The organism is Rhizobium sp. SVR5-9E (genome assembly GCF_056755095.1).
Genome location: NZ_JBNDHS010000043.1, coordinates 20,076 through 42,755 on the forward strand (window position 1 = coordinate 20,076; position 22,680 = coordinate 42,755).

Consider the following 22,680-nt stretch of genomic DNA (forward strand, 5'->3'; position numbering starts at 1 on the left):
CCGGAACTTATGATTCGCTCTGACCTATTCCAGCCCTTGCGCACCAATCGCGCAAGGGGGCGAGCGCATCATGTTCAAGCGCCAGCTTGAGATAAGAGAGCGTGCGCGGCATGTATTTCATATATCCGGGTTTTCCATCGCGCTGCATCAGCCGCACCCAGAGACCCGCGAGCTTGCAATTGCGCTGGGCCGACATGATCGCCCAGCTTTTCATGAAACCGGGCTCGTCAAAGCCACCTTGAGCGCGGCGGAGCGCGAGATAGTCATTCATGAGCTGCTTGAACAGGACCGGTTCGATCGTGACACGTGCATCCTGTGTGATGGACGCAAGATCATAGGCAGTCGGCCCGATCATCGCGTCTTGAAAATCGATGATGCCGATCTTCTGAATGCCCTCCTTTTCGTCGCGCCAAATGATGTTTGGGGAATGAAAGTCCCGGAGCAGCAAATTCTTCTCGGCCGATGCCAGCTCATCGATGAGCGCATCCCAGATCGCCAGATATTCCTCGCGCTCCGCCTTGCTGGGGGGCGTGCTGCGCCGCCAGGGCAGGTGCCAGTCAAGAACAAGGCGCACTTCCATCTTCATGGCCGTCCGGTCGAAATCCGGGATGTGATGGATGTGCGTCTCGGTGACGGGGATGTCCCGCGGAATTTTCATCCCATGCAGATGCGCCAGACAGGCAACGCTTTCGCGATATCGCTCGGCGATCGGGTTGCCGTCTTTATCGAGCGGGCCCTCGGTGCCGAGATCTTCGATCAGCAGAATGCCTTGGTCGTAGTCGGCCTCGTAAATCTCCGGCGTCGCGAAGTCTCTTTCGCGCAGCACATTGGAGATCGCCACGTAGGGATAGGCGTTTTCGGCTATATGGGCGACCTTCGGATACGGCTTTCCATCAAGTACCGCTGGCCCCTCGGGAAGGGGAGGCCAGTCCATCAGGATCTTCCGGGGTTCCCCATTCGGATAAACGGCTTCATAGGCGCGTGACGACGCGTCACCCGTCAGAAAACGGCGCTTGGCCGTCGGATACCCTGCTTTTCCAAGGAAATCGCGGATCGCCAGAACACGCCGGATTCTTTGCAGCTGCTTGGGCGGTGCCGAGATCGTTGCCCGCCGCCCCTTGTGTTCATGCTCAAGCTTTATCGTGATGCGATCGGCGGGCAGTTCTTCTTCCGCCATCTCCGGCCATTCGACGAGGCATATCCCGTTTTGAAGAGCTTCGTCGAAGCCGAGTTCCTCCAGTTCCGCGCCGTCACCAAGCCGGTAAAGATCGAAATGCGAAACCGGAATGCGAAGATCGTAGGATTGAACCAGCGTGAATGTCGGGCTCGGCACTTCAAGCTGCTCATCATCGGCCATTGCACGCAGGAACGCGCGGGCGAGCGAGGATTTTCCTGCGCCGAGGTCGCCTGAAAGCGCCAGGCATTCACCGGCTTTCAGCGCTAGGACTAGGTCTTCTCCGAAGCGGATCGTTGCCGCCTCGTCTTCGAGGAAAAGCGAGATCGTGCCGTCTGCCGGGTTCATTCTGCTGCTGCGATGGACTGTGGCAGATTGATGGACGGAATCCGGCAAACGACCGTCGTGCCTCTGCCGGGCTGGCTGTCGATTGTCACCTTGCCGTTGTGCAGGCTGACAAAGCTGTCGACGATCGAAAGACCGAGACCTGCTCCGCCACGCTTGCCGCTTTTGGCGCCGGTGGCAAAGCGGTCAAAGACGGTCGCGATCATATCCTTTGAAATGCCGGGACCGCGATCGGTGATGGAGAAGACGAAATCCATGGCCTCGCGATGACATTCGAGGGAGATGGCTGCGCCTTCAGGCGAAAAGTTCGCCGCGTTGGAGAGCAGCTTCAGCAGGATCTGCTTCAACCGCTGAGGATCGGCAACGATAGAGCCGAGATAAGCCGGCGCTGTAATCTCCAGCGCCACGCCGCTTTCCTGCAGCCGGTCGGCAATCTGCATCGAGACATCGTCGAGAAGATCGTTGAGGTCGATCTCCGTATAATTCAGCCTCATGATGCCGGCATCGACGGTGGCAAGGTCGAGGATATCGTTGACCAGCGTCAGAAGCACTGAAGACGATGTGGCAATATGATCGATATATTCGGCCTGACGGTCGTTCAATGGCCCTACGCCCGGCGTCCGCAGCAGATCGGCAAACCCGATGATATTGGTCAGTGGCGAGCGCAACTCATAGGAGACGTGCTGGACGAAATCGTTCTTCAGCTCATCGGCCTTGCGCAGCGCCTCGTTCTTTTCAGTCAAGGCGCGTTCCGCACGGACGCTGTCGGTCATGTTGACGAAGGTCAGCATGGTTTGCGCATTCGGCAACGGAATGACGGCGTAGTCCAGCACAAGTCCCGAGAAGAGTTCGAGCGTTCCCTGGCCGGAGCGGCGCTCGTCGTCGAAGCTGGTGATCAGCTCTGCAAAGGCCTTCCAGCCGTCCGGACGGTCATAGGACGGCAGGCAGGTCTCGCCGATCGCGCGAATATGCGTCCCCGGCTTGGCTTCGGCCTCGGTGATACCCCACAGTACGCGGAAGGCAGGGTTCGAAAGGCGGATACGGCCGTCCGGTCCGAAAACGGCAACGCCCTCGGAGAGATGGTCGATCGTTTCGCCCTGAACCTTGACCAGCGTATTGTAGCGCGTTTCAAGATCGACCTGTTCGGTCAGATTTTCGAAGACCCAGGTCGCCCCGCCCTGCGGATGCGCGGTCGCAAAGACGCGCAGCGTCTGTCCGTTCGGCAGGTGCCAGAGGTCGGTTTGCGTATCGAGCGCCCGGTAGACGGAAAGCGCCGTTTCCTTCCAGCTCTTCCAGTTGAGCTGGTCGGGAAGCTTCTTTGCGGCGCGCAAACGCTCGAGCAGCTCGGCGTTGTCGGGCTTGCTCTCCAGAAAGGCGATATCAAGTTCCCACAGCGCGACGAAGGCCTGATTGTAGAATTGCAGACGGCGATTGCCGTCGAAGATCGCGACCGGCGTTGCAAGCTGATCCAGCGTCTCGGCATGGCTCTTGAGGGTACGCTCGAGCTCGGCGCGAACGGATTCGGCTTCCGAGACGTCGATTGCAATGCCTGCCGAACCGCTCGGCAGCTTCACGTCGACGACGTCGAAGAACGTGCGGTTGCCATGAACAACGGTCGAAATCTTGTCGTGGAAGGGTGATTCGGGCGTGACTCCCGCGCGGATGCGTTCGCGGGCGATTGTCGTCAGGAACTCCCGCCCTTCGTGGACCGCATGTTGCGGGGACTTCGACTCGACGGCGTCTCCATAGGCCTGGTTGACCCAGGTGAGGCGGCCTTCGGTGTCCCGTTGCCACGCCGGCAGGTCGATCGCGTCAAGAAGGCTCTGGAACGCCGAGATGGACGAAATCAGCCGGTCGCGCTCGATCTTCAATTCGGCAAGTTCGGCGCGCAGATTGTTGAGCGCCACAAATCGGACGAAGGCGCGGCCGCCGGATACCCGGCCCTGCGCTTCGAGGATTTCCTCACGATTGGTCTCGACCACCATATCGAAGCTCTGAGCGCCGCTGCGCAGGCGATCGATTGCTCTTTCGAGCTCGGATGCGGAGCGAGGCTTCAGCCAGCGGCCGAAGGCCAGGAAGTCCCCGTCCTGGGGGGCGCCCGTTTCGACCGGAAGCTGGCCGAGCAGTTCGGGCCGCTCGTTGCCGTTCCAGACGACGATACGGCGATTCTTGTCGGCGATCAGCGCCTGATACTGAGAAATACGCTGATGCGCATCGGAGAGGGCAGATCGGATCTCCCGGCTCTCGCTCTCAAGGTTGCCGCGCTGACGCACGACCCACAGCATCGAGAAGAGGGCGGCGGAAATGACGCCGATCACGACGGAAAAACCGACGATCTGGGACGACGTGAAAAGAAGTGTGGAGGCCGCTGCTTTTGCTTCGACTTGGGCAAGAGCGGGCCGCGCCAATGCCGCGATCGCCGTTCCGGCGGCGCAAATCTTCGAGAGCCGCGCCAGCGACCCGGAGCTTTGCTTCGCGGCATTGACGGCCGTGGCAAAAGTATTTTTTCGGCTTGCCCGGAGTGAGCGGATGTCAGGCCGATCGCCGTCTTCCGCCCGTCCAAGCAGGCTGTGAGTCATTTCCGACATCCGCGGTATGTCTCCGTCCTTCAATGTGCCGCATCACGACAAGACATCCCATTTTCGGGCACGGCTGGCCGCGCCACGAATCGAGTTCTAAAACAATACTTCGGAAGAGAATCTGCGGGAAGGTGGCGCCCAAAAAATAAGGTGCCGCATTTGTCAATGCGGCACCATCAAGATATTGTGGATATTGTCCTGCAGATTAATATCTGTAGTGGTCTGACTTAAACGGACCACTCGGCGAAACGCCGATATAGGCAGCCTGTTCTTCGGAAAGCTGTGTCAGTTTCACGCCGAGCTTGCCGAGATGCAGACGCGCAACCTTCTCGTCCAGGTGCTTCGGCAGGACGTAGACCTTGTTTTCGTACTGACCGGGCTTGGTGAAGAGCTCGATCTGCGCCAGGGTCTGGTTGGTGAACGACGCCGACATGACGAAGGACGGGTGGCCGGTCGCGTTGCCGAGATTGAGCAGGCGGCCTTCCGAGAGAAGGATGATGCGGTTGCCCTTCGGGAACTCGATGAGGTCGACCTGCGGCTTCACATTCGTCCACTTCAGGTTCCGGAGTGCGGCAACTTCGATTTCGTTGTCGAAGTGACCGATGTTGCCGACGATCGCCATGTCCTTCATTTGACGCATATGGTCGATGCGGATGACGTCCTTGTTGCCGGTCGTGGTGATGAAGATATCGGCGGAGGAAACGACGTCCTCGAGCAGAACGACTTCATAGCCGTCCATGGCAGCCTGCAGCGCGCAGATCGGATCGGCTTCCGTGACCTTGACGCGTGCGCCGGCGCCCGAAAGCGAAGCGGCGGAACCCTTGCCGACGTCGCCGTAGCCGCAGACGACGGCAACCTTGCCGGCCATCATGACGTCGGTGCCGCGGCGAATGCCGTCCACCAGTGATTCCTTGCAGCCGTACTTGTTGTCGAATTTCGACTTGGTGACCGAGTCGTTGACGTTGATCGCCGGGAAGGGCAGCAGGCCTTTCTGGCTCAGCTGGTAGAGGCGGTTGACGCCCGTGGTGGTTTCCTCGGTCACGCCCTTGATCGCGTCGCGCTGCTTGGTGAACCAGCCCGGCGAAGCGGCGAGGCGCTTCTTGATCTGTGCAAAGAGGATCTCTTCCTCTTCCGAATGCGGGTTCGAGAGCACATCCTCGCCGGCCTCGGCTCGCGCGCCAAGCAGAATGTACATGGTCGCGTCGCCGCCATCGTCGAGGATCATGTTGGAGACGCCGCCATCGGCCCACTGGAAGATCTTGTCGGTGTAGACCCAGTAATCTTCGAGCGACTCGCCCTTGACGGCAAAGACCGGAACACCGGAAGCGGCGATTGCGGCGGCGGCATGGTCCTGGGTCGAAAAGATGTTGCAGGAGGCCCAGCGGACTTCGGCGCCGAGGGCGACGAGCGTTTCGATCAGGACGGCGGTCTGGATCGTCATGTGCAGCGAGCCGGTGATGCGCGCGCCCTTCAGCGGCTGCGACTGGCCGAATTCGGCGCGGCAGGACATGAGGCCGGGCATTTCGGTTTCGGCGATCGTGATTTCCTTGCGGCCAAAATCCGCCAGACCGATATCGGCGACGACATAATCTTTTTCAGTGCTCATCGAGGTCTCCAGCTGAAAAGCGTCTCAAAATCAAGGCGCGCTATTGACGGACGCAATAGCGAATGCGTGCTTCAAGCACGTCCATAACCGCCCGTTTAGCAGGCTTCCAGACTGATGGCAACAGGGATATAAAGAAGTCTTTATATGTTTATATGAGGGTAGAGAGGGCTAGATCTCTTCGCCGAACTTGTTCTGGATCAGTTGATCAAGCGCGTCGAGTGCTTCGGACGCCTGATTGCCGCTCGCGGAGACCAGAACGGTCGTGCCTGGACTTGCAGCCAGCATCATCAGCCCCATGATTGAGGTCCCGCCGACGGTCATGCCGTCCTTGGAAACCGTGACGGCGGCATCGAAGGTTTCGACCATCTGAACGAACTTGGCGGAGGCGCGTGCGTGAAGGCCGCGCTTGTTGATGATGAGCAGTTCCCGGGAAAGCGAGGTCATGACAGGAGCGGTGCTCACTACTTGCCGCTCAGAACGCGGCTGGCGACGTTGATGTATTTGCGCCCGGCCTCCGACGCTTCGATCAGCGCCTTTTCCATGTTGTTTTCGCCGCGCACGCCCGCAAGCTTGATCAGCATCGGCAGGTTCATTCCGGCAATCACTTCGGTATGGCCGCTGTTCATGACCGAGATAGCAAGATTGGAAGGGGTGCCGCCGAACATGTCGGTGAGAATGACGACGCCGTGACCGTCGTCTGCGCCGGATACCGCCTGCAGGATATCCTGGCGTCTCTGATCCATGTCATCTTCGGGGCCAATGCAGACCGTCTCGATAAATTTCTGAGGACCGACGACATGCTCAACCGCATGACGAAACTCTTCAGCCAGCTTGCCATGAGTGACAAGCACAAGTCCGATCATGATTAAAATGCTCCCAATGGCAACAAACGGTGGCCCAAATATCGCAATGCAGCAATCGCGTCCACCGGTGGGGGCACATCTTGGCCATCAAAAGCTGAAGTGCAAGATAAAAATGCAGACATATGCCCGAGTCGCCTATGGAGCAGGCATCACCGGCCAATATCCGGCGCCCTTGCCATCAAGACCGCGAGAGGAACCGGCGTGCTTGCCAACAATCGCACCGCCGGTAGCGAAAAGTCCTCGGCGAGCTGCGCCACCTCGTTGTCCGGCGGTAACCTGGTTTCGCCTGATGCGCTGCCAGGCAGTACCGCGTAATGCATCGGGGCGGCGGAAACACTATCGCACTGCACGATACCGGTACCCCGCAGTTCGATCAGACCGCGGATTGACGGAGGGCACTCGGCGATGATTGCTCCATCGCGTTTCGACAGAAACACCTGATCATCGGCGACCAGCGAGGCCGGGAGCCCGATCCGCTTGGCTTCCGTGATGCAGGCGAAAGCCAGCATGGATTTGCCCCAGCCCGAGGGGCCAGCAAAGATGAGACCGGTTTTGTTAATGACGATCGCCGTGGCGTGAATATTGAGAGCGGCGCCCATGATCATGCGACTGAATCGGCGGGCAGGGCGAGAATGAAGCGAGCGCCGATCACTTCCGCCGTTTCGGCATCGATGATGTTTTCGGCCCGCAGCGATCCGCCGTGAGCTTCGGCGATCTGGCGGCTGATGGAAAGCCCGAGGCCGGAATTCTGCCCGAAGCCCTCCGACTCGGGCCGGTCGGTGTAGAAGCGCTCAAAGATGCGGTCGATATTCTCGGCCTGAATACCGGGGCCATTGTCATCGATATAGACAATGCAGCGTGAGCGCGTTCGAAACAGCCGGACGGTGATCCTGCCCCCCTCATCCGGGACAAAGGAGCGGGCGTTTTCGATCAGGTTAGTGATGATCTGGCCTATACGCAGATCATGGCCGTTGACGACGAAGCGCGTCTTGACGCCGGGCTTGCGCTCGATCGAAAGCTCGATCTGAACCTCTTTGTTCTTGTGGCGAATCTGTCTTGAGACGTCGATCAGGTCGCTGAGGAAATGCTCGAGATCAACAGATCCGGCATCGACGCGGGCGAGCTCGGCATCGAGCCGCGAAGCGTCGGAAATATCGCTGATGAGGCGATCGAGCCGGCGGACGTCGTGCTGGATGACATCCATCAGCCGCTTCTTGGAATCGTCCGATCTGGCGAGCGGCAAGGTCTCGACAGCGCTGCGAAGCGAGGTCAGCGGGTTTTTGAGCTCATGGCTGACGTCGGCGGCAAAGCTCTCGATTGCGTCGATGCGATCGTAAAGTGCGGTGGTCATCTCGCGGAGCGCAATGGAAAGATTGCCGATCTCATCCTGGCGCGCCGAGAAGTCAGGGATCTCCTCGCGTTCCTTTGCGCCGCGCCGGACACGGATCGCCGCGGCCGAGAGACGACGGAGCGGATTGGCGATCGTCGAGGAAAGAACCAGCGACAACAAAACGTTGACGAGCGTCGCAACGCCGAAAACCCGCATGATCGCCAGCCGCTCGGCATGAACGATATTGTCGATGTCGCCGGCTTGCGTCGAAAGGAGCAGAACCCCGAGAACGGCGCGAAAACGCTGGATCGGGACGGCGACCGAAACGATCAGCTCGCCCTTTTCGGTGGTCCGCACAACGGCGCCGCGGACACCGGTCAGCGCATTCATCACTTCCGGATAGATCGACCCGTCGCCGCCCGGCGCTTCCTTATAAACGGGCAGGTTTCCAGGCTGCAGCGCCTTGTTAAACAGTGTCGTGAACCATTCGCCCCACGTCTGCTTCTCCTCTTCCACCGGCGGCAGATCGAAGCGCAGAACCTGGCCGCGCGAATAGAGGTGGCGTGAATCGAGAAGCAGGTTGGCGTCGGCATCGAAGATGCGGGCGCGTGTTCGCGTCGGCGAAATCAACCGCCGCAGAACCGGTGCCACCTTTTCCGGATCGATGGGGAAATCCAGGTCCTCATCGTTCGGGACGGGTGTAATGCTTTGCCCGGCCTGCAGCTCCAGCAACTTCTGCGGATCGATGGTGATCGAGTTGGTGTCGACCGAGGCCGATGCGGAGATGGCGCCGGCGATGATTTCGCCCTGCGTCAGCAGGCTTTCGACACGCGCGTCGATCAGGCCTTCGCGAAACTGGTTGAGATAGAGGATGCCGCCGACGAGCACCAGCAGTGCCGCAAGATTGAAGAAGAGGATGCGGCGCGTCAGGCTGGAAAAGACCGCATTACCAAAAATGCGGCGGATGATGGTAAAGGGGTGCGACCAGCGCCTTCCCCTGACGCGGCGGGCGCTCAAGCCTTCCGCGTCATCCAGATCCCTTTCCTGCACCAACTGTGCCAATGACAGGCCCTTTCGGAGGGCGCTGCTGGCTCTTCGGCAGGCGTCCCTCGACAACAATCATGCGGCCCGCGCCCTCAGGCGTTAGGCTGCTTCGCGGAAGCGGTACCCCACTCCGTAAAGTGTTTCAATCATATCAAAGTCAGTATCGACCATCTTGAATTTCTTGCGCAGGCGCTTGATGTGGCTATCGATCGTGCGGTCGTCAACATAGACCTGCTCGTCATAAGCCGCATCCATGAGCGCGTCGCGGCTTTTCACCACGCCTGGACGCTGTGCGAGCGAATGAAGGATCAGGAATTCGGTCACTGTCAGTGTCACCGGTTCGCTCTTCCATGTGCAGGTGTGGCGTTCCTGGTCCATGACAAGCTGGCCGCGCTCAAGCGAACGCGCGAGTTGAGCGGCGCCAGGCTTCGGTGCAGCCCCGGCACCCGCAACCGCTGCGATCTCCCGGGTCGAAGCGCGGCGGAGCACGGCGCGGACGCGTTCCACGAGCAGCCGCTGGGAGAATGGCTTCGTGATGAAGTCATCGGCTCCCATCTTCAAGCCGAAGAGCTCATCGATCTCCTCGTCCTTGGATGTCAGAAAAATCACTGGCATGTCGGACTTCTGGCGCAGGCGGCGCAAAAGTTCCATTCCGTCCATCCGCGGCATCTTGATATCGAAGATGGCGAGTTGCGGCGGGCGGGCGATCAGACCGTCCAAGGCCGAGGCACCATCTGTATAGGTCTCAACCTTGTATCCTTCCGCTTCAAGTGCGATCGACACCGAAGTTAGGATATTGCGGTCGTCGTCAACGAGCGCGATTGTCGGCATGGTGTTCGTCTCCATCTATGCGCAGCTCCCGGAATTGTTCGATGTCCCCAGGCCGGCCCTTTCGACCGATAGCGCTTATGGAGGATAAAGGTGGAACAAATTGTGGCAAAGATAAAGGGCACGGGCCATCACAGCGTCGAAGCGGTGCTCACCGGTGGCGCGATAAAAACCGTACTCCCGCGCCCGCTTCAAACGATTTAAAATATGCCTCAGAAATTTAAATCGATTAATTATTTGATATCGTTATATTTTCTTCATTTCTCGGTCTTGCTTTTTAAAATTCTCGATCTTAGTTTCGCTTCAGTATTTAACGGCGGGAGCCTTGAGCGAAAGGAAGAGCCATGGAAACGTTCGGAATTCACAACCCGGCAATAGCGCTAGCGACGATTGGTTTGGGAGACGCAAAAAGCGTTCGCTATAACCTGACCGCCGCCTCTCTCTATGAGGAAGCGATTCGCCGCGGCGAAGCCGAACTTACCGCTCAAGGCGCTCTTCGCGCTCTGACCGGACAGCATACTGGCCGCTCCCCGCGCGACAAATTCGTCGTGCGCGATGCCAATACGGACGGCGAGATCTGGTGGGACAACAACAAGCCGATGTCGCCCGAGCAGTTCGCGCTTCTGCGTCAGGACATGCTGCAACATGCCGCCGGCAAGGAACTGTTCGTACAGGATCTGATCGGCGGGGCTGACGTCAATTACTCGCTGCCGACGCGCGTGGTAACAGAGTTTGCCTGGCATTCGCTTTTCATCCGCAATTTGCTGATTCGCCCTGAGCTTTCTGCTCTGGCGGCCTTCGTGCCGAAGCTGACGATCATCGATCTGCCGAGCTTCAAGGCCGATCCGGAGCGTTATGGTTGCCGCTCCGAGACGGTGATCGCATGTGATTTGACTAACGGTCTCGTCTTGATCGGCGGCACATCCTATGCCGGCGAAATGAAGAAATCGGTTTTCACAGTGCTCAATTACCTGCTCCCGGCAAAGGGCGTGATGCCGATGCATTGCTCGGCGAATGCCGGCCCGGATGGCGACTCGGCAGTTTTCTTCGGCCTGTCCGGCACCGGCAAGACAACGCTGTCTGCTGATCCGTCGCGCACGTTGATCGGGGACGACGAGCATGGCTGGGGCGAAAGCGGCATCTTCAACTTCGAAGGCGGCTGCTACGCGAAGACGATCCGTCTTTCGGCTGAAGCCGAGCCGGAAATCTATGCGACGACGCAACGCTTTGGCACCGTACTGGAAAATGTCGTGCTCGATGAACAGCGCGAGCCGGACTTCGACGACGATTCGCTGACGGAAAACACGCGTTGCGCTTATCCGTTGGACTTCATTCCGAATGCTTCGGAAACGGGCCTCGCCGCCCACCCGAAGGCGATCATCATGCTGACTGCCGATGCATTCGGTGTGATGCCGCCGATCGCGCGTCTGACGCCGGATCAAGCAATGTACCACTTCCTTTCGGGCTACACGGCAAAGGTCGCCGGCACGGAAAAGGGGGTCACCGAACCGGAGGCGACGTTCTCGACCTGCTTCGGTGCGCCGTTCATGCCGCGTCATCCGGCGGAATATGGCAATCTGCTGAAGGAGCTGATCGGCCGGCACGGTGTTGAATGCTGGCTTGTCAATACCGGCTGGACCGGCGGCGCATATGGTACTGGCAAGCGTATGCCGATCAAGGCAACGCGCGCTCTGCTATCGGCAGCGCTCTCCGGAAAGCTGGCAAAGGTAGATTTCCGTACTGATGCGAACTTTGGCTTCGCGGTTCCCGTGGCTGTCGCGGGCGTCGAGACCAGCATCCTCGACCCGCGCTCGACCTGGGCGGACGGTGCGGCATATGACGTCCAGGCAGAAAAGCTCGTATCGATGTTCATTTCGAACTTCGCGAAGTTCGAGGCACATGTGGACGGCGGCGTGCGGGACGCGGCACCTGGAATCAAGGTCGCTGCCGAATAACAGCAAGAGACTGATGATTCACGTGAAACCCGGCGACCTCCGCCGGGTTTTTCTTTGCGTGTTTCAAAATCGCCGTCGATATGAGATAGAAGCGGCATGGCCAGCGACGCGCTCTATATCAATGACAGGATCACCATCGCTGGATGGGAACTGGCGGAACAATTCGTTCTGGCGGGCGGTCCCGGTGGCCAGAACGTCAACAAGGTATCGACGGCCGTCCAGCTCTTCTTCAACATCCCCGATTCACCTTCGCTTCCCGATCGCGTCAAGACGAATGCCGTGAAGCTCGCCGGTAGGCGCATGTCGAAAGAGGGTGTGCTGATGATCGAGGCGAGCCGCTTTCGCAGCCAGGACCGAAATCGGGAGGATGCGCGCGAACGGCTGAAGGAACTGATCCTCGAAGCCGCCAAGCCGCCACCGCCGCCGCGCAAGAAGACGAAGCCGACCAAAGGCTCGATCGAACGCCGACTCAAGGAAAAATCCGGCCGCGCCGAGGTGAAGAGGATGCGTGGCCGTCCCGGTGGGGAGTGATATGCTGGAGCTATCAAGCGGCGTCCGTCATTTCCCCGAATATCTCGACCGTGCCCGTCAGGAAGCGCTTGTCGAAACGATCCGCGCCGTTGTCGCCGAAGCGCCGCTTTTCGTGCCGGTTATGCCAGGCACGGGCAAACCGATGTCCGTGCGGATGAGCAACTGCGGTCCGCTTGGCTGGGTCACGGACAAGGAACGCGGCTACCGCTATCAGACGACCCATCCGTTCACTGGCAAGCCTTGGCCAGCGATACCGGCAGTGCTGCTCGATATCTGGAATGAGGTTTCCGGCTACGAAAAAGCGCCGCAGGCTTGCCTGATCAACTTCTATTCCGACGACGCGAAGATGGGCCTGCATCAAGACAAGGACGAGCAGGACCTGAAAGCACCTGTCGTCTCGATTTCGCTCGGTAACACATGCCTCTTCCGTATCGGCGGGCTTTCTCGCAACGAGCGGACGCAATCGATCAAGCTCGGCAGCGGCGATATCGTCGTGCTTGGAGGAGAGGGTCGTCTATCTTTTCACGGCGTCGACCGCATCTACCCGGCCACGTCGACGCTGCTGAAGAGTGGAGGCCGGATCAATCTGACGTTAAGGCGTGTCAGTCCGTGAGTTCGGCTAAAGCTTCCTCAGCGCCACCTGCTCGATGAGGTGGTTCGGACCCTTGCGCAGAATCAGGTCCGCGCGCGGGCGCGTCGGCAGGATGTTCTGCCGGAGGTTCTTCAGGTTGATGTTCGCCCACAGCCCTTCGGCGGTCGAAAGCGCTTCTTCGTCGCTGATCGAAGCATAGCGATGGAAATAGGAGTTCGGGTCGCGGAAGGCGGTTTCACGCAGGCGCATGAAGCGGGCGACGTACCAGTTGTTGATCAGCTTTTCTTCGGCATCGATGTAGATCGAGAAATCGAAGAAGTCGGAAACCATCGGCACGATCTTGCCGTCGGCGGGAAGGTCGCGCGACTGCAGAACGTTGATGCCTTCGAAGACCAGGATGTCCGGCCGGTCGATGACCGTATATTCGTTCGGAACGACGTCATAGACGAGGTGCGAATAGACGGGCGCCTTCACATTCGGTTGCCCGGCCTTGATCGCGGAGAGGAACTTCAGGATTGCGCCTGTGTCGTAGCTTTCCGGAAAGCCCTTGCGCTGCATGAGGTTTTCGCGTTCGAGCACCGCATTCGGATGCAGAAAGCCGTCGGTCGTGATGAGATCGACCTTCGGGCTCGATGGCCAGCGCCGCAGAAGCTCCTTTAGGACACGCGCGGTCGTCGATTTGCCGACGGCGACAGAACCGGCAATGCCGATGACGAACGGCGTTTTCGTCACGTCGGACAGGCTCAGGAACCGGTTGCGCTGCTCGAAGAGCAATTGCGATGATTCGACATGCGAGGAGAGAAGGCGCGACAGCGACAGATAGATTCGCCGCACTTCGTCGAGATCGATCGGATCCCCCATCGAACGCAGCCTCGCAACCTCTTCGCCCGTGAGCGTCAGCGGCGTATCGGCGCGGAACTTCGCCCATTCCTCGGAAGAAAAGAAGTTATAGGGCGAATAGGAATTCGCCTGGAAGTGATCGAGTGCTTCTGGCGCACCAAGGATTTGTGTCGCGATACTCATGAACTCTGCCGGCTGGCCTTCTCTTTGAGACCGGATTGAGTGGTACGCCGCTCAAGCTCAGCCATCACATCTTGCAACGGAATGCCTGCTATCTTCAATACGACCAATAGGTGATAGAGAACATCGGCCGCCTCGTAGGTAAGATTATCGCGGTCAGCCGTTACGGCGGCCATAACGGCCTCGATGGCTTCCTCGCCAAGTTTCTTTGCCGCCTTCGGCTGGCCGCCGGCGACGAGCTTTGCCGTCCAGGATTCGTCTGGCGAGGCCTTCGATCGCTCGTCGACGATCCTCTCAAGATCGGAAAGGGAAAATCCGCTCATCTGTCGCTTTCAATCAATCAAGTCGCATCGCGATGCCGTGTGACGACATATAATGCTTCGCTTCGCCGACGGAATATGTGCCGAAGTGGAAGATCGAAGCGGCAAGCACGGCATTGGCGTGGCCTTCCGTCACGCCGGCAACCAGATCATTGAGATCGCCCACGCCGCCCGACGCGATGACGGGCACCCGAACGGCGTCGGCGATTGCCCGGGTCAACTCAAGATCGTAGCCGATCTTCGTCCCATCGCGATCCATGGAGGTGACGAGGAGTTCGCCTGCGCCGCGGGCGACCATCTTCTGCGCGAATTCGACCGCGTCGATGCCGGTCGCGTTGCGGCCGCCATGCGTATAAATCTCCCAGGCACTGAGATTGTCCTGGCCGACCGCCTGTGTACGGCGGCGCTTGGCATCGATCGAAACGACGATGCACTGGTCACCGAACTTGTCGGCCGCTTCGGCGACGAAATCCGGATTGTTCACCGCCGCCGAATTGATCGAGACCTTGTCGGCGCCGCAAAGCAGTAGCTTGCGGATGTCGGCGATGCTGCGCACGCCGCCACCGACCGTCAGCGGCATGAAGCATTGGTCGGCCGTTCGGGAAACGACATCGAAGATCGTTTCGCGATTGTCGGATGAGGCGGTGATATCGAGAAAGCAGAGTTCGTCGGCGCCAGCCGCGTCATAGGCCTTCGCGGCCTCGACCGGATCGCCGGCATCGATCAGATTGACGAAGTTGACACCCTTGACCACACGGCCGTCTTTTACGTCGAGGCAGGGAATAACGCGGGCTTTCAGGGTCATCACACGCTCTCTTTCGTCGGTGCCGCGTTGATCAGCGCCAAGGCTTCCTTGGGATCGATACGCCCATCATACAGCGCACGGCCGGAGATGGCACCTTCTAGCTTGCGGGCGTCGGGCTGCAACATGCGCTTCACATCCTCGATCGAGGCCAGCCCGCCCGAGGCGATCACCGGGATCGAAACTGCCTCGGCAAGCTCCAGCGTCGAGGCCCAGTTGATGCCGGCCAAGATCCCGTCCCGGTCGATGTCCGTGTAGATGATCGCCGCAACGCCGGCGCCTTCGAATTTTCTGGCAAGTTCGATGACGCCGAGCTCGGACGCTTCCGCCCAACCCTCGACCGCGACCTTGCCACCCTTGGCGTCAATGCCGACGGCAACCCGGCCGGGAAACTGCTTGCAGGCTTCGATGACCAGCGCAGGATCCCGAACGGCGACCGTGCCGAGGATCACGCGGGCGAGGCCTCGCGAGAGCCAGTTTTCGATGTGTGACAATGTGCGGATGCCGCCGCCGAGCTGCACGGGGTTTTTCGTTGCCTTGAGGATCGCGTCGACCGCGGCGCCATTGACGCTCTCGCCGGCGAAAGCGCCGTTGAGATCAACAACGTGCAGCCATTCGAAGCCCTGGTCCTCAAAGGCTTTCGCCTGCGCGGCGGGATCGGGGTTATAGACGGTTGCCTGCTCCATATCGCCGAGTTTAAGGCGAACGCATTGACCGTCCTTGAGGTCGATGGCGGGAAATAGGATCATGTTCATTCAGTCCTTGCTATCCGCGCGAGCTTACGGCTTCCAGCGCAGGAAATTGGTGATCAGGGCGAGACCGAGCTTCTGGCTCTTTTCCGGATGGAATTGTGATCCTGCCATGTTGTCGCGTCCGACGAATGCCGTCATCGGCCCGCCATAGCTGGTGGTCGCAATGACGTCAGTGTTGTCTCTGGTAGCTAGATGGTAGGAATGCACGAAATAGGCATGCAGACCATCCGGCCCGGTCGGAATGCCATCGAAAAGCGGGTGCGGATGCTTAAGGTCGAGCGTGTTCCAACCGATCTGCGGGATCTTCAGCTCCGGATCGTCCGGCGTCATTTCAACGACATCGCCGGGGATCCAGCCGAAGCCTTCTGTCACTGTTTTTTCAAGGCCGCGGGACGACATCAGCTGCATGCCGACGCAAATGCCGAGGAAGGGGCGAGCCTTTTTCTCGACGGCTTCAATCAAGGCCTCCGTCATCCCCGGAACGGCATCGAGCCCACGGCGACAATCGGCATAGGCGCCGACCCCCGGAAGGACGATGCGATCGGCCGCCGCGACATTCTCGGCCCTGTCCGTCAGATCGATATGCGCATCGATACCTGCCTCGCGCGCGGCGCGTTCAAATGCCTTCGTTGCCGAACGCAGGTTGCCCGAACCGTAGTCTATAATTGCGACGCGCATCAGCGTCCTCCGTCAAAACCAAAGAGGCCGAGCGACGTCGTATCGCCAGGCTTGTTGGAAGAGGGGTTTCTCTTCCAATCAGGGGCCGGCAGGGCGTCGCCACTTGTAGGGGTTTCTATATTCGAAAAGTAGATGTCTTCTGCGGTCTCAAGCGAATCCGCTGCAATCAAGGCCTCTTCTTTCCAGCCCTTGGAGGCCAGATTTCGGATCCAAATGTTCATGCCCTCTATGCCGGTGAGAATGCAGGTGCCTGCTGTGATCGCAAAGCCTGCGGGCCAAAAACCGGGTCGATCCATCAGATAGCCGCCGATTGCCTGAAGCAGGAACGCTGCGATCGCAAAGAGCCAAAGCCGGTGTACAAGAAACCACAGCCACGGAAAGAGAAAACCGAGCAGCGTAAATCCGTCGCGGATGATCCGCGTCTTTTCATGGGTCACATCCGCTCCGCCCGGAGCCGTCAGAACTACATAGCTGGAAGTCATATCGTTCAAGCTCCCTCAAGGGGCTTAGACGAGCGTGCCCTTCGTCGAGGGAACACGGCCCGCCTGTCTCGGATCGATTTCCGTCGCCGTGCGCAGCGCACGGGCAACGGCCTTGAAGCAGGTCTCTGCAATATGGTGATTGTTGGCACCATAGTGATTCAAGATATGCAATGTGATGCCGGCGTTCTGCGCGAGCGCCTGGAAGAATTCGCGCACAAGCTCGGTGTCAAAGGTACCGATCTTCGGCGCACTGAAGGCAACGTTCCAGACCAGGAATGGACGGCCGGAAAGATCGACGGCGGCCTTCGTCATCGTCTCGTCCATGGCAAGGTCGATCGAAGCGTAGCGGGTGATGCCGCGGCGGTCACCGAGTGCTTTTGCAATCGCTTGCCCTATGGCAATTCCGGTGTCTTCGACCGTGTGGTGATCGTCGACATGCAGGTCGCCCTTCGTTTCGATCTCCATGTCGATCAGGGAATGTCGCGAAAGCTGGTCGAGCATATGGTCGAAGAAGCCGACGCCCGTCGAAATCTTGGCTTTGCCCGTACCGTCGAGATTGACGGAAACGGAAACCGAAGTCTCGTTGGTCTTACGGGAAACGGTACCCGTGCGGCTTGCTGCAGTCTCGGCCATATGGCTGCTCCATAGGAATGACGGCCGTTCCTTATCAGGCGTTCCCTAAAATATCCAGAACCGCTTGGGCAGAAAAAGACCGCCATTTGCAATCGGCGCCCGCCAACTTACATAGGGTCCAAACAGAGCCTGTGAGCGGCTCGGCGTAACGCCCGGTGATGCGGGCAAGGGTGTTTTGATGACTACGATTATTACGGTACGAAAAGGCGGCAAGGTCGTAATCGCGGGCGATGGCCAGGTGAGCCTCGGCCAGACCGTCATGAAGGGCAATGCGCGCAAGGTGCGCCGCATCGGCAAGGGCGAGGTCATTGCCGGCTTCGCAGGCGCGACCGCAGACGCCTTCACGCTGCTTGAGCGTCTCGAGAAGAAGCTCGAACAATATCCCGGTCAGCTGATGCGCGCTGCCGTCGAACTCGCCAAGGACTGGCGCACCGATAAATATCTCCGCAATCTCGAGGCTATGATGCTCGTCGCAGACAAGACGGTCACCTTGGCGGTCACAGGCAATGGCGATGTTCTGGAGCCTGAGCATGGAGTCATGGCGATCGGTTCCGGTGGCAATTTTGCGCTGGCGGCGGCCCGTGCCATGGTCGATTCCGACAAATCCGCTGAAGAGGTCGCGCGCCGTGCGCTCGATATCGCGGCCGACATCTGCGTCTATACGAACCACAACGTGGTAGTGGAAACGCTGGATGCCGAGAGCTGAGCCCACGCCCCGATACCGCTTTCGCGATGTCCAGCGCGAGGATTTTCCCCGGCTGGCAACCTGGCTCGCGGAGCCGCACGTCGCGAAATGGTGGGGCGATCCGTCGACGGAGCTTGCATCGATAGAAGAGGCGATGACCTGCGCGCAAACGCGGCCAATGATCGTGGAGTTGGACGGAGAGCCGATCGGCTATCTGCAGAGCTACGATCCGCATCTTGAAGGGGGACATCCCTATCAGGATCAGCCGAAGGGTACGTTGGGCATCGATATTTCGATCGGCATCCCGGAGTTGATAGGCAAGGGGCACGGCAGCGCCATCATCCGGCAGCTTTCCGGCGAACTTTTCGCCAGCGGGGCCACGCGCATCGTCATCGACCCTGATCCCGAAAATGTGCAAGCGATCAGGGCTTATGAAAAGGCGGGCTTCCGCTACATCGACACAAGAACTTCCATTTATGGTCCGGCCCATTTCATGGCGTTGGACGCACCCGAAGAAACGGACTTGATATGACCACTTTTTCTCCCCGGGAGATCGTCTCCGAACTCGACCGTTACATCATCGGCCAGCACGAAGCCAAGCGGGCGGTGGCGATCGCCTTGCGCAACCGCTGGCGGCGCCAGCAGCTCGATCCGGATCTGCGTGACGAAGTCATGCCCAAGAACATCTTGATGATCGGCCCGACCGGCGTCGGCAAAACGGAGATTTCCCGCCGTCTCGCCAAGCTTGCAGGTGCGCCCTTCATCAAGGTCGAGGCCACCAAGTTCACTGAGGTCGGCTATGTCGGCCGCGACGTCGAACAGATCGTCCGCGACCTCGTCGAAATCGGCATCGGTCTCGCGCGCGACAAGAAGCGCGCCGAGGTCGAGGCGAAGGCCCATATGAGCGCCGAGGAACGCGTCCTTGACGCACTCGTCGGCGCGACCGCCTCTCCGGCAACGCGCGACAGCTTCCGCCGGAAGCTGCGCAACGGCGAGCTGGACGACAAGGAAATCGATATCGAAGTCGCTGACACGGGCGCGGGCATGGGCGGGTTTGAAATTCCGGGTATGCCGGGTGCCAACATCGGGGTGCTCAATATCTCCGAGATGTTCGGCAAGGCGCTGGGCGGACGGACCAAGAAGGTCCGCACGACGGTCAAGGCCTCCTATACCGATCTGATCCGCGACGAATCCGACAAGCTGATCGACAATGAGATCATTCAGCGTGAGGCCGTGCGGGCGGTCGAGAACGACGGCATCGTCTTCCTCGACGAGATCGACAAGATCGCGGCGCGAGACGGTGGCATGGGAGCGGGCGTCTCCCGCGAGGGCGTGCAGCGCGATCTGCTGCCGCTCGTCGAAGGCACGACGGTTTCGACGAAGTACGGGCCGGTAAAAACTGACCATATTCTCTTTATCGCATCCGGTGCCTTCCACGTTTCGAAGCCGTCCGATCTGCTGCCGGAGCTGCAGGGCCGCCTGCCGATTCGCGTCGAGCTTCGGCCACTCAACAAGGAAGACTTCCGCCGCATCCTGACCGAAACGGAGGCGAGCCTGATCCGCCAATATCGCGCGCTCATGGAAACGGAAGAACTGCATCTCGAATTCACCGACGATGCGATTGACGCCTTGGCCGACGTCGCTGTCCATTTGAACTCGTCGGTAGAAAACATCGGTGCACGCCGCCTGCAGACCGTCATGGAACGGGTCTTGGACGAGATCTCCTTCAATGCGCCGGATCGCGGCGGTTCGGCGGTAACAATCGACGCGGCCTACGTGCGTGAGCACGTCGGCGATCTGGCGCAGAACACGGACCTCTCGCGCTTTATCCTGTGACATAGCCGCACCGGCTGGAGCCTTTGCGGATCTCGCAGCGGATGTGACATTCTAAACTCTCGACAGCGGGCCTTTTACTTCTTAGTGAAAGGCCCGCTTTGTTTATGGCTGCGGCTTTTTTCGGCCAAGATTGTGGTCCAGTCAGCGCGCTTCGCCTAAAGACGATGTAACCAGACGGAATAGCTGATCGTGCGACGCCTTTTGACATGCCTCCTGATCGCCGTTGCGGCGCTGATATCCGTGCCCGCCTACGCCATGCAGGTCGTGCCGCCCGGTAACCGCAATGTCGAGCAGCCGGCGGTCCCCGGCGCATCCGTCCGGCGTACCAAAGGGACCAAGACGACATTCGATCGTAAATACGAGAAGGTTTACGAACTTCTCTCCACCGATCACGAGCTGATGGGCAAGATCAGGAAGACTGCGGCGGCATACGGCATCGAACCGATCCACGTCATCGGCGCCATCGTCGGCGAACATACCTATAATGTCGATGCCTACGACCGCCTTCAGGCTTACTACGTGAAGGCTGCCTCCTATGCCGGCGAGAGCTTCCGCTTTGCCTATGATGGCGAGGATGTCGATACCTTTGTCGGGCGCCCGCAATTTGCCGCGTGCAACGGCAAAAGCGATTCCTATACGCTCTGGTCCTGCCGCGAAGATGTCTGGGAAAGCGATTTCCGCGGCAAGTCCGTGGGCGGCAAGAGTTTTCCGAACAACCGCTTCAGCGCCGTGTTCTTCCAGCCGTTCTATGCCGGCCAGACCTTTGGTCTCGGCCAGGTGAACCCGCTGACAGCGTTGATGCTTTCGGATCTGGTCAGCCGCGTGTCCGGCTATCCGAAGCTGAACGAAAAGGATGCAGGCGCCGTCTACCGCGCCATCATGGAGCCGGATGTTTCGCTCGCCTTCGTTGCAGCCTCCATTCGGAAATCGATCGACGACTACAAGCAGATCGCCGGCATGGATATTTCGGGAAATCCCGGCCTGACCGCCACGCTCTACAATGTCGGCAATTCCAGGCAGCGCGCGGCAGCCCTCGCGGCCAAGAACCGCGATGCGAGCGTCCCGGTCTGGCCGGAGGAGAACTATTACGGCTGGCTGATCAACGACAAGCTGGACGAGCTCAGGGGCCTGCTCTAACTTTCGCCTACGCGGGAGACGATCTTCCCGCGAAGGGCCATTTCCATGGATATGCGACCGGAGCCTTTCGTTCCACCCGCACCGCTGCCGCGCACCGCGCCGCCGGGCCGGCTTGAGCTCATCCGCACGATCTTTCGCAATCCCCTGGAGCTCTGGGGCGAGCCCTCCTACACGCTGCCGTGGGTCGAGACGCGGTTCTTCGGGGAACGCACGTTGATCGTCAATGAACCCGGGCTGATCAAGCACGTGCTGGTCGACAACGCCGCAAACTATCGCATGTCGGACGTCCGCCAGCTCATCCTGCGCCCGATCCTGCGCGATGGCCTGCTGACCGCTGAAGGGGAGGTGTGGAGGCGATCGCGCAAGGCTGTCGCGCCGGTCTTCACGCCACGCCATGCCAACGGATTTGCCGGCCAGATGCTCCGGCAGGCGGAGGACTATGCTCGGAAATACGCCACGGCAGTCAGCGGGGAGAAGGTCTTCGAGATCGCCAGCGACATGACCGAGCTGACGTTCGCCATTCTCGCCGACACGCTCTTTTCGGGTGAGATCGTCACCTCCGACAGCTTCGCCGACGATGTGAACGCGCTTCTGCACCGCATGGGTCGCGTCGATCCGATGGATTTGCTGCGGGCGCCTTCCTGGGTTCCGCGCGTGACGCGCATCGGCGGCCGGAAAGTCCTCGACAAGTTCCGCAACATCGTGCGCGACACGATGGATGCCCGCCTGCGGCGCATGAAGGCCGATCGAGCGACAACGCCGGAGGATTTCCTCACCCTGCTTCTCGACCAGGCGGCAAGCGGGAGCCTTAGCGACGAAGAAATCGAAGACAATATCCTGACCTTCATCGGCGCCGGCCACGAAACGACGGCGAGGGCGCTCGCCTGGACGCTCTATTGCGTCGCAAACAGCCCGCATATTCGTGCTGCCATGGAGGAAGAGATCGATCGCGTTCTCGCCAGCGATGCGGAGCCCGTCCGGTGGCTTGACGTAATGCCGTACACGCGTGCCGCCTTGGAGGAGGCGCTCAGGCTCTATCCCCCCGCACCTTCGATCAACCGCGCCGCGATAGCGGCGGACCGGTGGACAACTGCAACGGGCGAGACGGTCGAAATCGATCCCGGCGTCACCGTTCTGATCATGCCCTGGACGCTGCATCGCCACGAACTCTACTGGGAGAAACCCAGGGCCTATATGCCGGGACGGTTCCTGCCAGAGAATCGAGGCAAGATCGGGCGCTTCCAGTTTCTGCCCTTTGGTGCCGGCCCGCGTGTCTGCATCGGTGCCACTTTTGCTCTGCAGGAAGCGGTCATCGCGCTTGCCGTCCTGATGAGCCGATTCCGCTTCGACGTGACGGCCGAGACGAAACCCTGGCCGGTACAAAAGCTGACAACCCAGCCGCAGAATGGTCTGCCGATGCGGGTCACGTCGCGCACTGTTTCCGCCGGGGCATAAATCTTTCGGATTATTGCAGAATTGACTGTGAAT

At 59.7% G+C, this 22,680-nt stretch carries 23 protein-coding genes; 8 read left to right on the forward strand and 15 right to left on the reverse strand.

From position 1 onward, the window contains the following. Positions 1-7: 7 nt before the first annotated feature. The 8 genes from tsaE to ACPYOJ_RS19270 all read right to left on the reverse strand — a co-directional run bounded on the left by tsaE (position 8) and on the right by ACPYOJ_RS19270 (position 9,772). Positions 8-1,522 (reverse strand): tRNA (adenosine(37)-N6)-threonylcarbamoyltransferase complex ATPase subunit type 1 TsaE, encoded by a 1,515-nt coding sequence (gene tsaE, locus ACPYOJ_RS19235; RefSeq protein WP_481417679.1) that lies wholly within the window; start codon positions 1,520-1,522, stop codon positions 8-10. Beyond that, the gene (locus tag ACPYOJ_RS19240; RefSeq protein WP_481417680.1) at positions 1,519-4,107 is read right to left on the reverse strand and encodes a PAS domain-containing sensor histidine kinase; all 2,589 of its coding nucleotides are present in this window, start codon (positions 4,105-4,107) and stop codon (positions 1,519-1,521) included. The genes tsaE and ACPYOJ_RS19240 overlap by 4 nt, the downstream gene beginning before the upstream one ends. A gap of 196 nt (positions 4,108-4,303) precedes the next feature. Continuing rightward, positions 4,304-5,704 carry an adenosylhomocysteinase gene (ahcY, locus tag ACPYOJ_RS19245; protein WP_481417681.1) on the reverse strand — a complete coding sequence of 467 codons (1,401 nt, stop codon included), beginning with the start codon at positions 5,702-5,704 and terminating at the stop codon, positions 4,304-4,306. Positions 5,705-5,872: 168 nt separating this feature from the next. Beyond that, positions 5,873-6,148: an HPr family phosphocarrier protein gene (locus tag ACPYOJ_RS19250; protein WP_168831932.1), complete on the reverse strand. Its 276-nt coding sequence runs from the start codon at positions 6,146-6,148 to the stop codon at positions 5,873-5,875. A 17-nt stretch (positions 6,149-6,165) separates the two neighbouring features. Beyond that, positions 6,166-6,567 carry a PTS sugar transporter subunit IIA gene (locus ACPYOJ_RS19255; RefSeq protein ID WP_168831893.1) on the reverse strand — a complete coding sequence of 134 codons (402 nt, stop codon included), beginning with the start codon at positions 6,565-6,567 and terminating at the stop codon, positions 6,166-6,168. A 149-nt stretch (positions 6,568-6,716) separates the two neighbouring features. Beyond that, on the reverse strand, positions 6,717-7,166 hold the full coding sequence (locus ACPYOJ_RS19260) for an HPr kinase/phosphorylase (protein WP_481417699.1): 450 nt from the start codon (positions 7,164-7,166) through the stop codon (positions 6,717-6,719). A gap of 2 nt (positions 7,167-7,168) precedes the next feature. Continuing rightward, positions 7,169-8,959 carry a sensor histidine kinase gene (locus ACPYOJ_RS19265; protein ID WP_168831895.1) on the reverse strand — a complete coding sequence of 597 codons (1,791 nt, stop codon included), beginning with the start codon at positions 8,957-8,959 and terminating at the stop codon, positions 7,169-7,171. Between the two features lie 81 nt (positions 8,960-9,040). Then, positions 9,041-9,772 (reverse strand): response regulator transcription factor, encoded by a 732-nt coding sequence (locus tag ACPYOJ_RS19270; RefSeq protein WP_481417700.1) that lies wholly within the window; start codon positions 9,770-9,772, stop codon positions 9,041-9,043. Between the two features lie 341 nt (positions 9,773-10,113). Between ACPYOJ_RS19270 and ACPYOJ_RS19275 the strand changes: the two genes are divergently transcribed. From ACPYOJ_RS19275 to ACPYOJ_RS19285, 3 genes are all read left to right on the forward strand, one after another. Beyond that, positions 10,114-11,724 (forward strand): phosphoenolpyruvate carboxykinase, encoded by a 1,611-nt coding sequence (locus ACPYOJ_RS19275; RefSeq protein WP_481417682.1) that lies wholly within the window; start codon positions 10,114-10,116, stop codon positions 11,722-11,724. Between the two features lie 96 nt (positions 11,725-11,820). After that, positions 11,821-12,255 (forward strand): alternative ribosome rescue aminoacyl-tRNA hydrolase ArfB, encoded by a 435-nt coding sequence (arfB, locus tag ACPYOJ_RS19280; protein WP_481417683.1) that lies wholly within the window; start codon positions 11,821-11,823, stop codon positions 12,253-12,255. Position 12,256: 1 nt separating this feature from the next. Beyond that, positions 12,257-12,868, forward strand: a complete 612-nt coding sequence (locus ACPYOJ_RS19285; RefSeq protein WP_481417684.1) for an alpha-ketoglutarate-dependent dioxygenase AlkB family protein — start codon at positions 12,257-12,259, stop codon at positions 12,866-12,868. A 6-nt stretch (positions 12,869-12,874) separates the two neighbouring features. On the opposite strand, the gene coaA is transcribed toward ACPYOJ_RS19285, so the two are convergent. Genes coaA through hisB form a run of 7 tightly spaced genes read right to left on the reverse strand, consistent with a single transcriptional unit; the run spans position 12,875 to position 17,534 of the window. Next, a complete protein-coding gene (gene coaA, locus ACPYOJ_RS19290) occupies positions 12,875-13,870 on the reverse strand; it encodes a type I pantothenate kinase (RefSeq protein WP_168831899.1) in 996 nt (331 codons plus the stop codon). Further along, a complete protein-coding gene (locus ACPYOJ_RS19295; RefSeq protein WP_481417685.1) occupies positions 13,867-14,190 on the reverse strand; it encodes a phosphoribosyl-ATP diphosphatase in 324 nt (107 codons plus the stop codon). Before ACPYOJ_RS19295 ends, coaA begins: the two co-directional genes overlap by 4 nt. Before the next feature lie 13 nt (positions 14,191-14,203). Beyond that, positions 14,204-14,992: an imidazole glycerol phosphate synthase subunit HisF gene (hisF, locus tag ACPYOJ_RS19300; protein WP_481417686.1), complete on the reverse strand. Its 789-nt coding sequence runs from the start codon at positions 14,990-14,992 to the stop codon at positions 14,204-14,206. After that, positions 14,992-15,738 (reverse strand): 1-(5-phosphoribosyl)-5-[(5-phosphoribosylamino)methylideneamino]imidazole-4-carboxamide isomerase, encoded by a 747-nt coding sequence (gene hisA / locus ACPYOJ_RS19305; RefSeq protein WP_481417701.1) that lies wholly within the window; start codon positions 15,736-15,738, stop codon positions 14,992-14,994. Before hisA ends, hisF begins: the two co-directional genes overlap by 1 nt. Before the next feature lie 30 nt (positions 15,739-15,768). Continuing rightward, positions 15,769-16,419, reverse strand: a complete 651-nt coding sequence (gene hisH / locus ACPYOJ_RS19310; protein WP_481417687.1) for an imidazole glycerol phosphate synthase subunit HisH — start codon at positions 16,417-16,419, stop codon at positions 15,769-15,771. Next, on the reverse strand, positions 16,419-16,901 hold the full coding sequence (locus ACPYOJ_RS19315) for a DUF2628 domain-containing protein (protein WP_481417688.1): 483 nt from the start codon (positions 16,899-16,901) through the stop codon (positions 16,419-16,421). The genes hisH and ACPYOJ_RS19315 overlap by 1 nt, the downstream gene beginning before the upstream one ends. Positions 16,902-16,925: 24 nt before the next feature. Then, positions 16,926-17,534, reverse strand: coding sequence for an imidazoleglycerol-phosphate dehydratase HisB (gene hisB / locus ACPYOJ_RS19320; protein WP_168831904.1), 609 nt, complete (start codon positions 17,532-17,534; stop codon positions 16,926-16,928). A 178-nt stretch (positions 17,535-17,712) separates the two neighbouring features. Here hisB and hslV point away from each other — a divergent pair, with 178 nt between their 5' ends. The 5 genes from hslV (at position 17,713) to ACPYOJ_RS19345 (ending at position 22,647) form a co-directional block, all read left to right on the forward strand. Beyond that, entirely contained in the window at positions 17,713-18,240 is a 528-nt protein-coding gene (gene hslV / locus ACPYOJ_RS19325) for an ATP-dependent protease subunit HslV (RefSeq protein WP_481417689.1), read from the forward strand. Further along, on the forward strand, positions 18,227-18,751 hold the full coding sequence (locus tag ACPYOJ_RS19330; protein ID WP_481417690.1) for a GNAT family N-acetyltransferase: 525 nt from the start codon (positions 18,227-18,229) through the stop codon (positions 18,749-18,751). The genes hslV and ACPYOJ_RS19330 overlap by 14 nt, the downstream gene beginning before the upstream one ends. Further along, positions 18,748-20,055: an ATP-dependent protease ATPase subunit HslU gene (gene hslU, locus ACPYOJ_RS19335; protein ID WP_168831907.1), complete on the forward strand. Its 1,308-nt coding sequence runs from the start codon at positions 18,748-18,750 to the stop codon at positions 20,053-20,055. The genes ACPYOJ_RS19330 and hslU overlap by 4 nt, the downstream gene beginning before the upstream one ends. A gap of 189 nt (positions 20,056-20,244) precedes the next feature. Beyond that, positions 20,245-21,192: a DUF1402 family protein gene (locus ACPYOJ_RS19340; RefSeq protein ID WP_481417691.1), complete on the forward strand. Its 948-nt coding sequence runs from the start codon at positions 20,245-20,247 to the stop codon at positions 21,190-21,192. A 45-nt stretch (positions 21,193-21,237) separates the two neighbouring features. Then, entirely contained in the window at positions 21,238-22,647 is a 1,410-nt protein-coding gene (locus ACPYOJ_RS19345) for a cytochrome P450 (protein WP_481417692.1), read from the forward strand. The last annotated feature ends 33 nt before the right edge of the window (positions 22,648-22,680 follow it).

Bases quoted from the DNA above. Each gene is read 5' to 3' on its own strand.
- ACPYOJ_RS19270 (WP_481417700.1), bottom strand. From the start codon at position 9,772: ATGCCGACAATCGCGCTCGTTGACGACGACCGCAATATCCTAACTTCG.
- hslV (WP_481417689.1), top strand. From the start codon at position 17,713: ATGACTACGATTATTACGGTACGAAAAGGCGGCAAGGTCGTAATCGCG.
- ACPYOJ_RS19315 (WP_481417688.1), bottom strand. From the start codon at position 16,901: ATGACTTCCAGCTATGTAGTTCTGACGGCTCCGGGCGGAGCGGATGTG.
- ACPYOJ_RS19295 (WP_481417685.1), bottom strand. From the start codon at position 14,190: ATGAGCGGATTTTCCCTTTCCGATCTTGAGAGGATCGTCGACGAGCGA.
- ACPYOJ_RS19285 (WP_481417684.1), top strand. From the start codon at position 12,257: ATGCTGGAGCTATCAAGCGGCGTCCGTCATTTCCCCGAATATCTCGAC.
- coaA (WP_168831899.1), bottom strand. From the start codon at position 13,870: ATGAGTATCGCGACACAAATCCTTGGTGCGCCAGAAGCACTCGATCAC.
- ACPYOJ_RS19345 (WP_481417692.1), top strand. From the start codon at position 21,238: ATGGATATGCGACCGGAGCCTTTCGTTCCACCCGCACCGCTGCCGCGC.
- hisF (WP_481417686.1), bottom strand. From the start codon at position 14,992: ATGACCCTGAAAGCCCGCGTTATTCCCTGCCTCGACGTAAAAGACGGC.
- tsaE (WP_481417679.1), bottom strand. From the start codon at position 1,522: ATGAACCCGGCAGACGGCACGATCTCGCTTTTCCTCGAAGACGAGGCG.
- arfB (WP_481417683.1), top strand. From the start codon at position 11,821: ATGGCCAGCGACGCGCTCTATATCAATGACAGGATCACCATCGCTGGA.
- ACPYOJ_RS19240 (WP_481417680.1), bottom strand. From the start codon at position 4,107: ATGTCGGAAATGACTCACAGCCTGCTTGGACGGGCGGAAGACGGCGAT.
- hisH (WP_481417687.1), bottom strand. From the start codon at position 16,419: ATGCGCGTCGCAATTATAGACTACGGTTCGGGCAACCTGCGTTCGGCA.
- ACPYOJ_RS19260 (WP_481417699.1), bottom strand. From the start codon at position 7,166: ATGGGCGCCGCTCTCAATATTCACGCCACGGCGATCGTCATTAACAAA.
- ACPYOJ_RS19275 (WP_481417682.1), top strand. From the start codon at position 10,114: ATGGAAACGTTCGGAATTCACAACCCGGCAATAGCGCTAGCGACGATT.
- ACPYOJ_RS19255 (WP_168831893.1), bottom strand. From the start codon at position 6,567: ATGATCGGACTTGTGCTTGTCACTCATGGCAAGCTGGCTGAAGAGTTT.
- ACPYOJ_RS19330 (WP_481417690.1), top strand. From the start codon at position 18,227: ATGCCGAGAGCTGAGCCCACGCCCCGATACCGCTTTCGCGATGTCCAG.
- hisB (WP_168831904.1), bottom strand. From the start codon at position 17,534: ATGGCCGAGACTGCAGCAAGCCGCACGGGTACCGTTTCCCGTAAGACC.
- hisA (WP_481417701.1), bottom strand. From the start codon at position 15,738: ATGATCCTATTTCCCGCCATCGACCTCAAGGACGGTCAATGCGTTCGC.
- ACPYOJ_RS19250 (WP_168831932.1), bottom strand. From the start codon at position 6,148: ATGACCTCGCTTTCCCGGGAACTGCTCATCATCAACAAGCGCGGCCTT.
- ahcY (WP_481417681.1), bottom strand. From the start codon at position 5,704: ATGAGCACTGAAAAAGATTATGTCGTCGCCGATATCGGTCTGGCGGAT.
- hslU (WP_168831907.1), top strand. From the start codon at position 18,748: ATGACCACTTTTTCTCCCCGGGAGATCGTCTCCGAACTCGACCGTTAC.